Origin of the sequence: Actinomadura sp. NPDC049753 (assembly GCF_040674655.1) — a bacterium.
Classification (GTDB): domain Bacteria; phylum Actinomycetota; class Actinomycetes; order Streptosporangiales; family Streptosporangiaceae; genus Spirillospora; species Spirillospora verrucosospora.
Genome location: NZ_JBFARL010000028.1, coordinates 14,650 through 27,346, shown reverse-complemented (window position 1 = coordinate 27,346; position 12,697 = coordinate 14,650). Strand labels below are relative to the sequence as shown.

General features: G+C 69.4%; 11 protein-coding genes and 1 tRNA gene. 4 read left to right on the top strand and 8 right to left on the bottom strand.

Annotated elements, in window-relative coordinates:
* Nucleotides 1-408 precede the first annotated feature (408 nt).
* On the bottom strand, nt 409-633 hold the full coding sequence (locus AB0K37_RS10700) for a hypothetical protein (protein ID WP_363978067.1): 225 nt from the start codon (nt 631-633) through the stop codon (nt 409-411).
* Between AB0K37_RS10700 and AB0K37_RS10695 the strand changes: the two genes are divergently transcribed.
* Both AB0K37_RS10695 and AB0K37_RS10690 read left to right on the top strand, forming a co-directional pair.
* Complete coding sequence (locus AB0K37_RS10695) at nt 530-979, top strand: tyrosine-type recombinase/integrase (protein ID WP_363978055.1); 450 nt, start codon at nt 530-532, stop codon at nt 977-979. The two genes, AB0K37_RS10700 and AB0K37_RS10695, sit on opposite strands and share 104 nt — an antisense overlap.
* A complete protein-coding gene (locus tag AB0K37_RS10690) occupies nt 966-2,273 on the top strand; it encodes an IS256 family transposase (RefSeq protein WP_363977978.1) in 1,308 nt (435 codons plus the stop codon). Before AB0K37_RS10695 ends, AB0K37_RS10690 begins: the two co-directional genes overlap by 14 nt.
* A gap of 152 nt (nt 2,274-2,425) precedes the next feature.
* Here AB0K37_RS10690 and AB0K37_RS10685 read toward each other — a convergent pair.
* The 3 genes from AB0K37_RS10685 to AB0K37_RS10675 all read right to left on the bottom strand — a co-directional run bounded on the left by AB0K37_RS10685 (nt 2,426) and on the right by AB0K37_RS10675 (nt 4,832).
* Nucleotides 2,426-2,501 (bottom strand) — tRNA-Thr (locus AB0K37_RS10685).
* 64 nt (nt 2,502-2,565) lie between these two features.
* Nucleotides 2,566-4,047, bottom strand: a complete 1,482-nt coding sequence (locus AB0K37_RS10680) for an alpha/beta hydrolase (protein ID WP_363977975.1) — start codon at nt 4,045-4,047, stop codon at nt 2,566-2,568.
* A 92-nt stretch (nt 4,048-4,139) separates the two neighbouring features.
* A complete protein-coding gene (locus AB0K37_RS10675) occupies nt 4,140-4,832 on the bottom strand; it encodes a TetR/AcrR family transcriptional regulator (RefSeq protein ID WP_363977973.1) in 693 nt (230 codons plus the stop codon).
* A 106-nt stretch (nt 4,833-4,938) separates the two neighbouring features.
* Between AB0K37_RS10675 and AB0K37_RS10670 the strand changes: the two genes are divergently transcribed.
* On the top strand, nt 4,939-6,426 hold the full coding sequence (locus AB0K37_RS10670; protein WP_363977970.1) for an MDR family MFS transporter: 1,488 nt from the start codon (nt 4,939-4,941) through the stop codon (nt 6,424-6,426).
* A 995-nt stretch (nt 6,427-7,421) separates the two neighbouring features.
* On the opposite strand, the gene AB0K37_RS10665 is transcribed toward AB0K37_RS10670, so the two are convergent.
* The 4 genes from AB0K37_RS10665 to AB0K37_RS10650 all read right to left on the bottom strand — a co-directional run bounded on the left by AB0K37_RS10665 (nt 7,422) and on the right by AB0K37_RS10650 (nt 11,813).
* A complete protein-coding gene (locus AB0K37_RS10665; RefSeq protein WP_363977967.1) occupies nt 7,422-7,631 on the bottom strand; it encodes a hypothetical protein in 210 nt (69 codons plus the stop codon).
* A gap of 1,049 nt (nt 7,632-8,680) precedes the next feature.
* Nucleotides 8,681-9,922, bottom strand: coding sequence for an ABC transporter permease (locus tag AB0K37_RS10660; protein ID WP_363977964.1), 1,242 nt, complete (start codon nt 9,920-9,922; stop codon nt 8,681-8,683).
* A complete protein-coding gene (locus tag AB0K37_RS10655; RefSeq protein ID WP_363977961.1) occupies nt 9,919-10,677 on the bottom strand; it encodes an ABC transporter ATP-binding protein in 759 nt (252 codons plus the stop codon). The genes AB0K37_RS10660 and AB0K37_RS10655 overlap by 4 nt, the downstream gene beginning before the upstream one ends.
* Nucleotides 10,674-11,813 carry an efflux RND transporter periplasmic adaptor subunit gene (locus AB0K37_RS10650; RefSeq protein WP_363977958.1) on the bottom strand — a complete coding sequence of 380 codons (1,140 nt, stop codon included), beginning with the start codon at nt 11,811-11,813 and terminating at the stop codon, nt 10,674-10,676. The genes AB0K37_RS10655 and AB0K37_RS10650 overlap by 4 nt, the downstream gene beginning before the upstream one ends.
* A 92-nt stretch (nt 11,814-11,905) precedes the next feature.
* Here AB0K37_RS10650 and AB0K37_RS10645 point away from each other — a divergent pair, with 92 nt between their 5' ends.
* The gene (locus AB0K37_RS10645) at nt 11,906-12,640 is read left to right on the top strand and encodes a DUF427 domain-containing protein (RefSeq protein WP_363977955.1); all 735 of its coding nucleotides are present in this window, start codon (nt 11,906-11,908) and stop codon (nt 12,638-12,640) included.
* Nucleotides 12,641-12,697: the final 57 nt, after the last annotated feature.

The following is a 12,697-nucleotide window of genomic DNA, read 5'->3' as shown; positions in this document are numbered from 1 at the left end:
GTACCAGAAGCACTGCAGCCATGCGGACCACTGGCCCATTGACTCGATCCGCAGGTGGACGTGCTTCTCCTCGCGTACAGGGAGGGGTACCACAACACGGCGTCGGCGCCCTCGGGCTCGAAGCAGAACCCGTGCGTTTCCGGCTTCGAGGAGCTTGACGGCGCTTTCCGATCGCCGCCGTAGAGGCGGACGACCAGCACCTGCGGGACGCGTGGCTCACGATGGGGGTGCTGGCTCTTGCGCACGCCTGACGGGCACGTCTTGAAGGGGGCGGGTTCTCTAGCAGCGCGCGGCGCAGGGGCTGGTGCCGAGAGTCGCGCGGTTGAGAACTGTGCACGGGTGCGCGCGGTTTGGGCGACGGTGGCGGGCGGCGGCCGGTCGCAATGGGCGGCATGCCCTCGCTGAGCCTCACCCCGTCCGCGGCGCACACGTCGATGATCCGGGTGACGCCCCCTCAGGGATCCAGGAGAGACGGTCGACGGACGTGCCGTGGCGCGGGTCGAAGAAGCACAGGGAACGGCGCGGCGGCATCGGGCGACCCGCGAGGCGGGCGTCGACGCAGGCGAGCGCGTGGCGGCCCTCGTCCAGCGCGATCAGCACATCCGCGGGCGTCCGCGCGGTCGCGGTCTCCAACGAAAGCCCTTTTACTTACAACGGCTCTCATGAGGGCCGGGTCTGCACGACGCCGCTCCCCCCACGCTCAAGCCCACGACCTGCGCCATGCCCCGCGACAACTCTGCTCCCCACGGGAGCGCCAGGCTCGCGTGGCGGCCATGCGGGAGTCCACGGCTTGCGTCACATCCACGCGACGACTCTTTTGCTGGCGGGTGTGCCCATCCACATCATCGTCGCCGCTCGGTTCGGGCACGCTGACCCGGCCATCACGCCGCGGGTCTACACGCACGTGGTCCGCTCGGGGGACTGTACGGTTTTCGGTGTAACTCCTGATCAAGGAGTGACACCTGATGACGACAACTGAAGTGAAGGCGGACGGCGCGGTGGCCAAGGCCGACAAGCCCTCCAAGAGCCGCGGTGCGGGCCGGGTCGATCAGGACCTGGTCGGGCAGCTGGTCGCGCAGGCCCGCGAGCAGGGCCTGGATCTGACCGGTGAGGGCGGGCTGCTGCAGCAGCTGACCAAGCAGGTGCTGGAGTCGGCTCTGGAGGGTGAGATCACCGACCACCTGGGCTACGACCGGCACGAACGGGGCGGTAAGGACGGCGGCAACTCCCGCAACGGGCACCGCTCCAAGACGGTGACCACCGAGGTCGGGCCGGTGGAGATCCAGGTGCCCCGCGACCGGGACGCCAGCTTCGAGCCGAAGATCGTGCGCAAGCGGCAGCGGCGGCTGACCGGGGTGGATGAGATGGTCCTGTCGCTGAGCGCCAAGGGCCTGACCCACGGCGAGATCTCAGCGCACCTGGCCGAGGTGTATGGCGCATCAGTGTCCAAGCAGACCATCTCCACCATCACCGACAAGGTCATCGATGGCATGGTCGAGTGGCAGAACCGGCCGCTGGACCCGGTCTATCCGGTGATCTTCCTGGACGCCATCCAGGTCAAGATCCGTGACGGGCAGGTCGCCAACCGCCCCATCTATGTCGCGTTGGCGGTGACGGCGGACGGCACCCGCGACATCCTGGGGCTGTGGGCCGGCGACGGCGGCGGCGAGGGCGCCAAGTACTGGCTGCACGTGCTCACCGAGCTCAAGAACCGCGGGGTCGCCGACGCCTGCATGGTGGTCTGCGACGGGCTGACCGGCCTTCCGGACGCTGTCGCAAACGTGTGGCCGCAGGCCCTGGTGCAGACCTGCATCGTGCACCTGCTGCGCAACTCCTTCCGCTACGCCGCCCGCCAGGACTGGGACGCCATCGCCAAGGCGCTCAAGCCGGTCTACACCGCACCCACCGAACCGGCCGCGATGGAGCGGTGGCTGGAGTTCGCCGAGGCCTGGGGGAACAAGTACCCGGCGATCATCAGGCTGTGGGAGAACGCCTGGGCCGAGTTCGTGCCGTTCCTGCAGTTCGACCCCGAGATCCGCAAGGTCGTGTGCTCCACCAACGCTATCGAATCGGTAAACGCCCGCATCCGCCGCGCGGTCAAGGCCCGCGGCCACTTCCCCAACGAGCAGGCCGCGCTCAAGTGCGTCTACCTCGCGGTCATGAGCCTGGACCCCACCGGCACCGGCCGCAAACGATGGATGACCCGATGGAAGGCGGCCCTCAACGCCTTCGAGATCACCTTCGAAGGCCGCCTGGCCGCCGCTCGCAACTAGACCCCGCAAGATCGAGTTACACCGTTAACTGGACAGACCCCCGCTCGGCCGAGCGGGTCGCGGGGACGTGTTCGCACGGGTCACGAACGAAGCGGCCTAGTGACCGCTGTTAGCACAGAGGCCCCTTCCGGGATCGGAAGGGGCCTCTGAGATGGAGCCGCCTGTCGGAATCGAACCGACGACCTATTCATTACGAGTGAATCGCTCTGCCGACTGAGCTAAGGCGGCGTGCCATGCGGGGCATGGCGGAAGCAGTCTACCGGGTGTTGGGGTGTGGGTGTGCACTGGTTATTCAGCGGCAGGTGGTCCCGTTCCTGGGCGGGTCGGCCTTGATCAGGTAGTCGTCGGTGGCCTTGGTGATGCAGGAGTTGCCCTGGAGGTAGGCGGTGTGGCCGTCGCCGTCGAAGGTGAGGAGGACGCCGCTGGAGAGCTGGCCGGCCAGGCTCTGGGCCCACTTGTAGGGCGTCGCGGGGTCGCGGATGGTTCCGATGACGACGATGGGGGCGGCGCCCTTGGCGGTGATGGGTTGGGGTGCTTGTTCGGTCTGGGCGGGCCAGTAGACGCACGGGAGGCCGCCCCAGACGACGAACGGCCCGAAGCGGGGAGCGACCTTCTTGGCTTGCGCGGCTGCCTTGCCGTAGGCGGTGAGGTCCGGTGGGTTGGGCTTGTCGACGCAGTTGACGGCCATGTTGGCGTCGGTCTGGTTGCTGTAGGTGCCGTTGGCCTTGCGTTCGACCATCTCGTCCGCGAGAGCTAGGAGGAGGGTGCCGTCGCCCTTCTGCGTCGCCTGGGTGAGCGCCTGGCGCAGGACGGGCCAGTACTCCTTGACGTAGAGGGCCCGGGCGATACCCATCACGGCCAGGGACTCGGTGACCTTGCGGGAGTCGCGCGTGTTACTGAGGGGCTTCTTGTCCGTGGACGTGAGGAAGGAGGAAACCTTGCCGATGACCGCGTCCGGGGTGTTGCCGAAGGCGCAGCCACCCGACTTCACGCAGTCGTCGGCGAAGGCACGCAGGGCGGTCTCGAAGCCCTTGGCCTGCTCGATCAGGAGGTCGGTGGACGACAGCTTCGGATCGACGGCGCCGTCCAGGACGAGGGCGCGGACGTTCTTGGGGAACTGCTCGGCATAGAAGGCGCCTAGGTACGTGCCGTAGGAGGCGCCGTAGTAGGTGAGCTTCTGGTCGCCCAGGGCGGCGCGTAGGACGTCCATGTCGCGGGCGGCGTTGACCGTGCCTACGTAGGGAAGCTCCGAGTCGGCCTTGGCCTTGCAACGCTGCGCGAAGGCCTTGCTTTCGCTGCCCAGCTTGTTGGTCTCGTTCGGGTCGTCTGGGGACGCGTCGGTGGCGAAGAACTCGTCCAACTGGGGTCCGGTGTTGCAGCGGACGGGCGCGCTGGATGCCACCCCGCGCGGGTCGAAGCCGACGATGTCGAACCGGCGGCGCAGGTCGTTCCCGAAGGTGCGGGCGGCCTGGCGAACGAAGTCAACCCCGGAACCGCCGGGTCCCCCGGGGTTGGTGAGCAGTGAACCGATCCGCTCGGACTTGTCTTCGGCCGGAAGCCTGATGAGCGAGATGCCGACCTTCTCGCCGGACGGCTTGGTGTAGTCCAAGGGGACCTGTACGGTCGCGCACTCGAACCCGTTGCGACAGCCCTTCCAGGACGGTTTCTGGCCATAGAACTGCCCCAGGCCCGTGGGGACGCTTGCGGCCTGGCTCGTGTTCCTGTCACCGCTGTCGCAGCCGGTCGCCGTCGCCAGGACCAGCACAGTGGCCACGCTGATGAGTTTCGCTGCCCGCACCCGGTCCCCGTCTCGTCGTAGCGGCACGTACGCCGCCGCCTACGCTACGTCGGCATGGTGGTCGAGGGCTACTTCCCTCGGTATTCGTGTTCGATGCCGTCCAGCAGCCACTTGAGGCCCAGCTCGAAGCTGTCGCTGCTGCAGAAGCTCGTCTCCAAGAAGGGCTTGAGGTGAGGGAGCTCGCCTCGTTCCACCAGCAGCCGTACGTACGTCTGCTCCAAGGGAGTCGTTTGGACGCGCTGCGGGGAGCCCTCGGCGGCCTGCTGCTCCATCGTGATGAAGCCCAGCATGTAGTGGTCGATCGTCTTGACGATGGCCAGCATGCCTTCCGGGTCGTCGGTGAGGCGGGCGGCGGCGGCCAGGGACTGCTCGATGTGGCGCAGCCCGTTGGGCCCGATGCGCGGGGAACGTCCCGCGAGTTGCAGCATCCACGGGTGCCGCAGCCCGGCCTCGCGCTCCCTTCGTGCGACCTCGGTCAGCGCCTCGCGCCAGCCGTCCGGCAACTCCCCCTGGACCAGCACCTCTTCGGCAACCACGTCGTACATCAGGTCGAGGAGGTCCTCTTTCGCGTCGATGTGCGTGTAGAGGCTCATCGCCCGGACGCCCAACTCGCTCGCGATGCGGCGGATGGACACCGCCTCCAGCCCCTCCGCGTCCGCCAGTCTGATCGCCGCTTCGACGATCGCCTCGCGTGTCAGCTTCGGCTTGCGCCCGCCCCGCGGACGCGTCCACACATCGCCTGACCTCGGTGTTGCCGCCACACCAGAGATCGTACGCGATACGCCGTATCGATACGGTGTACGGAACTGGCGATACGCTGTATGGTGTTATCGATACGGCGTACGGAAACCAGAGGGGGGAACGGGGATGACCACGGCAGGCACCGCACCGTCCGTCCAGAAGGCGCCCATCGATCCGCACCTGCGCAAGCTCGCGGTCGTCGTGGTGCTCGGCGCGATCATGACGGTCCTCGACAGCACGATCGTCAACGTCGCGATCACCGCCCTCGGCCGGGACTTCGACACCTCGATCGCGACCATCCAGTGGGTCGTGACCGGCTACACCCTCGCCCTCTCGATGGCGATCCCGCTGACCGCATGGGCGGTGCGGCGGTTCGGGGCCCGGACGATGTGGCTCGTCTCGCTCGGCCTGTTCATCGGCGGGTCGCTGCTGTGCGGGCTGGCCTGGTCGGTGCCCTCATTGATCGTGTTCCGCGTCCTGCAAGGGTTCGGCGGCGGCATGCTGATGCCCGTCGGGCAGACGATGCTCGTCCGGGAGGCCGGGCCCGACCGGATGGGCCGCGTGATGAGCATCGTCTCGGTGCCCGCGATGCTGGCCCCGATCCTGGGCCCGCTGCTCGGCGGCGTGATCGTCGACAACCTGAGCTGGCGGTGGATGTTCTTCGTGAACGTCCCGTTCTGCGCGCTGGCGCTGGTCGCTGCCCTGCGGATGCTGCCCCGCGACGGTGAGCGCAGCACGGACGCCCGGCTGGACGTCATCGGCATGCTGCTTCTGTCTCCCGGCCTGGCGGCCCTGGTGTACGCGCTGTCGGAGGCGGGCAACGGGGCGCACCTCACCAGCGGACGCTTCCTCATCACGGCGATCGCCGGCGGCGTCCTCGTCGCGGCGTTCGCGGCCCACGCGTTCCGCAGAGGCGACGGCGCCCTCATCGACCTGCGCCGTCTCGGCACCCGGGCCTTCACGGCCGCGACCGGCGGGTTGTTCCTCTACAGCGCCGCGATGTTCGGCCTGATGATCCTCGTTCCGCTGTTCGCGGGGATCGTCCGCGGGGAGTCGGCTCTGGACGCGGGCTGGCTGCTGGCCCCGATGGGGGTCGGCGCGATGGCCACCATGTCGGTGTCGGGGCGGCTCGGCGACCGTTCCGGCGGACGATGGCTCGTGGTCGGCGGCATCCTCTGCGTGCTCGCCGGGACGGTGGCCTTCACCACCCTCTCCCCCGGCACCGGACGCGCCACGATCATGGCCGCGATGCTCGTCGTCGGACTCGGCCACGGCATGATCGCACCGCCCCTGATGGCGATGGCCTACCAGGGCCTCCCCCGCGAAGCGGTGCCCGCCGCGACCACCGGCGCGAACATCCTGGTCCGCATCGGCAGCTCGTTCGGCACGGCGGTGACGGCGGTCATCCTGCAGATCGGGATTCGCCACGAAATCCCCGGAGCGTCCGGGAGCCTGGATGAGGCCGCCGGACACCGCACAGCAGAGACACCATCCCTCCTGGCGAACGCCTTCACCGACACGTTCTGGTGGACTGCGGTGTTCCTGTTGGCGGCCTTGGTCCCCGTCCTCACCATCCCGCGCAAACAACAACAAAGCCCGCCCACCGCGGCCTGACCTGGCCCGGACGGTCTCGTCGCAGGAAGCCGATGATCCCGGGGCACTCCACGGCACCCGTCAGACCGCCGCATCACTCGATCCAATCCACCCAGGCCGCAGCCTGGCCCCGGCCGCTCTGAGACAAGCCGCCTGATACGGCCGGTCTGGAACAGGCCGGTCGGAGCAGGCCGCTCTAAGACGAGCCGCTCCGAAGATCTGAGACGGACCGGTCGGCTCAGGCCGGTCTACACAGGCTGCTCTGGGACGGGCCGCTCTGAGCGAGGCGGCCCTGGGACGCGCCGCCCTGGGACGGCCGTCCGAGGTGGTCACTCTGGGACGGGCCGTTGTGGAGCGGCCGCCCTGAGACGCGCAGCCCTGGGACGGGCCGCGCTGAGGCGGGCCTGGTTGGGGTGGGTTTGGTTAAGGCCGTGGGGTTGGGGCTCGGGCTCTTGGGTGGGGTTATCGGCCTGGTTTGGATTTGGGGGTGGTCGGTTTTGCAGGTGGGGAGTTAGTTGCCGCTGTTCGGGGGTGCGGGTGGTGTGCCTTGGTTCTTGCGGGTGCCTCGGTGGGGCGCTAGGGAGGCGCAAGCTTGCATGGCCTTTTGCTCTGCTGCGGATCTCGTGGGGCGGCTGCCGGTCGGAGGGCCGCCTGGTCGGTCGGTTGGGGCGTTGGAGGGGCGTCCGGCTTGCGGACCGCCTGGGCCACCGGCCGGCAAGCCGCTCGGACGGTTCGACGGGCGGGCAGATGTTGGTGCGCCGCCGGGGCCCTTTCCGCCGTCCGGGAGGTCTACGCCCTGCTTCTCAAGGCAGGTGCGGAACGATGCCATGGGGTCGGCCACGGCCGTCTTGTCCGGGCCCGCGGCGGCGGTGTCGCCGTTTCCGCAGGCCGTGCTCAGCAGGATCGCCCCGCCGGGGGTCAGGATGCCGAGCATCCGCATCGCGCGCGTGTTGCCCATCAAGATCTTCCTCTCTACCGGGATCTCCGCGCCTGGAACCTGGCGCAGGTCAAGGCGGTCAACGGCCGGAGCGCTCGTTCACGGTGGCCGCGGTCAGGGAGCCGTCCCGGCCTGGGGAGCCCTGGACGACGACGGCCGTGCCCGCGTCGAGGTCACGCAGTCCGCCGTTCTCAACAATGCGGATCTTGGTGGTCCCGGTGGTCTTCACCTTCACGGTCTCGCCGGAGGCGGTGCGCAGGTACAGGGTGTCGCCGACGACCTTGGTCACCGTCCCGGCGGTTCCCGAGCCGCCCGGCCTGTTCCCCGTCCCGTTGGCGGCACTGTCAGGCCCATTGCCTGGGGCGCTGCTGGGTCCGATGCCCGGTGCTCCGCCCGGCCCGCTGTTCGCACCGTTACCCGGGGCGCCGTAGCCGCCTTGCGGGGCCGCGGCATTAGGAGGTCCGCCGTAGCCGCCGGTCCTGGCGCGTCCTCCGGAAACGCTGCTGGCTGATGGTCCAGAAGAGCTGTCCGAGGACCACTTGTGCGCCTGAACGCCGCCCAGGAAGCCTGCGACCAGGAGGACCCCGGCCGCCAGGTAGAGCGTCGGTCCTGGCAGAGACCTCGGCGATGGCCGCGCCAGCAGTTCGGTGTCGAGATCGCCATCGAACGGCGAACTCGCCAGCAGTTCCGCGTCCCCTGGCGGGTTCTCGGGCATGTCCCGTCGCTTACTCACAGCGCTCCGTCACCGCACGACCGTCGGATTCTCAGGCATGTCCTGCACCTTTCACTCGGGGCGCACTGTCACCGCGTGACCATTGAGTTCGCATGCATGTCTTGCTCTCACTCAAAGCGTTCAGTCACCCCACGACCATCGAATTCTCAATCATGTCCCGCTTCTCGCTCACGGCGCACAGACACGCGTGACCATTGGATTCGCATGCATTTCTCGCCTCTCACTCAAAGCGCTCCATCACCCCACGACCATCGAATTCTCAATGATGTTCGCCTTTCACTCGGGGCGCACATACACCGCATAACCATTGGGTTCATGCATGTCTCGGCTCTCACTCGCGGCGCACATCACCGCACGACCGTCGGATTCTCAGTCATGTCTCGCCTCTCACTCGCGGCGCACCGACACCGCGTGGCCATTGGGTTCGCGTGCATGTCTCGCACAAGGACTTCCGGGAGGCCGCCGGAAGTCCTCGCATTTGCTCGCGGCGCTTTGTCACTGCACGGCTGGTGTCAGCAGGGGGTTGGACGCATCGGCGGCGAGTGCGGTGGGGTGGAGCGTTGGGGCTTTGGGGGTGGTGGATTTAGGGGCATTCGGGTCCTTGGTTAGTTGTGGCGTAGGGCGTCTATGGGGCGGAGCTTGGCGGCGCGGTTGGCGGGGTAGCTGCCGAAGAACAGGCCGATCGCCAGGGAGACGGCCAGGGCCAGGACGATCGACGAGGGGACCAGGACGGGTTTGACGCCCGCGATGGTGAAGAGGCTGCCGATGACGCCGGCGAGGACGCCGAGGAGGCCGCCGGTGAGGCTGAGGACGGTGGCCTCCGCGATGAACTGGCCCAGGATCGCGCCGCGCGGGGCGCCGATGGCCTTGCGGATGCCGATCTCGCGGGTCCGTTCCGTGACGGTGACCAGCATGATGTTGGTGATGCCGATGCCGCCGACCAGGAGGCTGATGGCGGCGACGGCGCCGAGCAGGACGGTGAAGGTCCGGCTCGACTCGCTGACCGCCGACTGGACGCTCGCCTGGCTGGAGACCGTGAAGTCGGCGGCGCCCGGGGAGGTCGCGTCGTGACGCTGGCCGATGATCTGGGTGACCTCGGCCTCGGCGGCGCCGACCGTGTCGCTGCCGGTGGCCTGGACGATGATCTGGTCGAGGGCGCCGTACCCGGTGAGGGTCTCCTGGACGGCCGGGAGCGGCGCGACGGCGATGCTGTCCGGGTCGGAGAAGGTCGACGAGGAGGAGCCCGTCGCCTTGAGGACGCCCGCGACGGTGAAGCGGATCCCGCCCACGTCGATCTTCTTGCCGATCGGGTTCACGCGTCCGAACAGGTCGGACGCCACCGTGCTGCCGAGCACCACGGTCTTGCGCGCGGCGGCGACGTCCTCGGCGGTGAACGCCGTGCCGGACGCGAGGGTCTTGTTCGCGGCCGCGAAGTAGGACGGGGTCGTCCCGACGAACTGGCCGATGGTCGCGCTCGTGCCCTCGTAGCCCGCGGTGACGGACTGGCTGGTCACGACGGGTGAGGCGGACCTGACGGACGGGGCCCCGCCGGCGGTGAGGGCTTCGGCGTCCTCCGCGGTGAGGTCGCGGGCCTGGGTGCGCGGGCCCGAGGCCTGGCCGGTCATCCCGAAGCCGCCGCGGCCCGTGGTGGACGGCGTGACGGTGAGGGAGTCGGCGCCGAGGCGCTGGATGCTCTTCTTGATCTGCTCGGAGGAGCCGTTGCCGACCGCGACGAGCAGGATGACGGCGCCGACGCCGATCAGGATGCCGAGGGTGGTGAGGGAGCTGCGCAGCTTGTTGGCCGACAGGCCGCGGACGGCGAAGCGCAGGATCTCCAGGGCGCTCACCCTGCCTCCTTCGGTTCCGGAGGCACGGCGCGCGGCTCGGATGTCGGGGCTCGCCGGGCCTCCCGGCGGACGTCCTCGACGATGCGGCCGTCCACGAGGCGGACGATCCGCCTGGCGTGCGCGGCGACGTCGTCCTCGTGGGTGATCACGACGATGGTGCGGCCGGTGCGGCCGAGCCGGTCGAAGACGCCGAGGATGTCGGCGGTGGAGGCGCTGTCGAGCGCGCCGGTCGGCTCGTCCGCGAGGAGCAGCGTCGGGGCGGTGACCAGGGCGCGGGCGACGGCGACGCGCTGCTGCTGGCCGCCCGACAGCTCGTTCGGCTCGTGCCGGGTGCGGTCGGCGAGGCCGACCTCGCGCAGGGCGGCGAGGGCGCGGCGCCGCCGGTCGGCGCCCTTGAGCCCGCCGTAGGCGAGGGGCAGTTCGACGTTGGCCTGCGCCGTCATCCGCGGGATCAGGTTGAACGACTGGAAGACGAACCCGATGCGGCGGTTGCGCAGGATCGCGAGGTCGCGCTCGCCGAGGCCGGCGACGTCGATGCCGTCGAGGAGGCAGCGGCCGGCGCTCGGCACGTCCAGGCAGCCGATGATGTTCATCAGCGTCGACTTGCCCGAGCCCGACGCGCCCATGATCGCCACAAAGTCGCCGCGTTCCACGGTCAGCGAGACGCCCCGCAGGGCGTGGACGGCCGTTTCGCCCGTCCCGTACACCTTGGTCACGTCGCGCAGGTCGAGCACGGGCGGGGTGCGGGCGGTCATCGGCGGCCTCCGCCGCCGGGCGCTCCGCCGCCGGGGGCGCCGCCGAGCCCCGGTCCGCCGCCCGGGAAGCCGCGCTGGACGGTGTTCCCGCTGCCGGACGTCGAGGTCACGGCGACCTCGTCGCCCTCCTTCAGGCCCGAGCTGATCTCGGTTCCCTGGTCGCCCCTGACGCCGGTCCCGACCGTGGTGGGGACCTGCCTGCCGTCGCGGACGACCGTGACCGTGCTCTGCCCGCCGGCCGTCCTGACCGCGGCGCTCGGCACGTAGAGGACGTTCTCCGCCCGCGCCACGGTGATCTCCACCGTGGCGGTCTGGCCGAGCCGGACCCCGGACGGGACGTCGCCCAGCGCGATCACGGCCGGGAACTTCACGACGTTGTCGGTGGTCGTCGGCGCCGCCCCGATCGTGGTGATCTTGCCGGTGGTGGTCGCGCCGGTGAGCGCGTCGAACGTGACCGTGGCGGCCTGGCCGGCCTTGAGCTTGGTGGTGTCGGCCTCGGTGAACTCGCCCTCGACCTGGAGGTGGGCGGTGTCGGCGAGCTCGACGAAGCCCGAGCCCGACGACGAGGACGTGGTGGAGGACGAGGTCGGCGACGAGGAACCGCCGCCCGACCCGGAACCCGAACCCGAGGAGGACGAACCGCTCGAACTGCCGCCCACCGTCCCGTTGACGGCGGTCACCGTTCCGGCGAACGGGGCCTTCAGGACGGTCCCCTGGTAGGCCCGCAAGGCGGCGTTGTAGGAGTTCTTCGCCTGGACGTAGCCGGCGTACCCCTTCTCGGACGAGGTGTCCCCGTCGGCGGCGACCGCCAGGTTCGCCTTGGCGGCGTCGACGTTCTCGATCGCCTCTGTCTGGTCGAGGCGGGCGAGGACGTCGCCCGTCCTCACCTTCTGCCCCGCCTTGACGTAGATCTTCGCGACCGTCCCCGAGGCGCCGAAGGACAGCGAACGGCTCCGGGCGCTCTCCACCGAGCCGGACGCCGACACCGACGAGACCACCGTCCCGCGCATGACGCGGGTCAGGCGGGTGGACGCGGCGGCGCCGTCGCCTCCGTCGCCGAGGGCGAGGTACGCGGTTCCGGCCCCGGCGACGAGCAGTGCGCCCAGCGCGCCGTTGACCAGGAGTGTCCGATTCATGCGGATGAGGCTCTTGAGAGCTCATGTGGCGTTCGTGAGCCAAGGGTGAGAATTCGATGAAATAGGGCCCGGACAGGTGAGGTTGCCCAGGCATGGGCACATCGCGGAAGACCAGCCTCCGGATCGAGGAGAGCGGCAAGCGCGTCAGGGCTTACCTCGGCGGCCATCTGGTGGCCGACTCGACACGGCCTTCTCTGGTCTGGGAGATCCCCTACTACCCGACCTACTACTTCCCCGAGGCGGACGTGCGGGCCGAACTCGTCGAGGACGGGCCGGGCACCCGTTCGCCGAGCAGGGGCGACGCGACGGCCTTCACGGTGAAGGTGGACGGCGCGCAGGCTCCGGGCGCCGCGCTCCGCTATACCGAGCTGCCGGGCTTCGTCCGTCTCGACTGGGATGCGATGGACGCCTGGTTCGAGGAGGACGAGGAGGTCTTCGTCCACCCTCGCGACCCGTACACGCGCGTGGACGTGCTGGCGGCGTCGCGGCACGTCCGGGTCGAGGTGGACGGGGTGACGGTCGCGGAGTCGTCCAGCCCGCGGCTGCTGTTCGAGACGGGACTGCCCGTGCGCTACTACCTGCCGAAGCCGCATGTCCGGATGGACCTGCTCGAACACACCGACACCGTGTCGCACTGCCCGTACAAGGGCACCGCGGAGTACTGGTCGGTACGGGTGAACGGCACGCTGCACGAGGATCTGGCCTGGTCGTACCGGACGCCGCTGGAGGAGAGCCGCAAGGTCGCCGGGCTGGTGTGCTTCTACAACGAGAAGCTCGACATCTTCGTGGACGGAGTTCTGCAGGAGCGGCCGAACACCAAGTTCTGAGCGCGGATCCTTCGTCGGCCTGGACGGCCGATCGCCGGCGGGCGGTCGTGCTCGGCC

What these genes read in the sequence shown, in the direction of transcription:
- AB0K37_RS10690 (WP_363977978.1), top strand. Translation starts at nt 966, where the DNA reads ATGACGACAACTGAAGTGAAGGCGGACGGCGCGGTGGCCAAGGCCGAC.
- AB0K37_RS10655 (WP_363977961.1), bottom strand. Translation starts at nt 10,677, where the DNA reads ATGACCGCCCGCACCCCGCCCGTGCTCGACCTGCGCGACGTGACCAAG.
- AB0K37_RS10670 (WP_363977970.1), top strand. Translation starts at nt 4,939, where the DNA reads ATGACCACGGCAGGCACCGCACCGTCCGTCCAGAAGGCGCCCATCGAT.
- AB0K37_RS10650 (WP_363977958.1), bottom strand. Translation starts at nt 11,813, where the DNA reads ATGAATCGGACACTCCTGGTCAACGGCGCGCTGGGCGCACTGCTCGTC.
- AB0K37_RS10645 (WP_363977955.1), top strand. Translation starts at nt 11,906, where the DNA reads ATGGGCACATCGCGGAAGACCAGCCTCCGGATCGAGGAGAGCGGCAAG.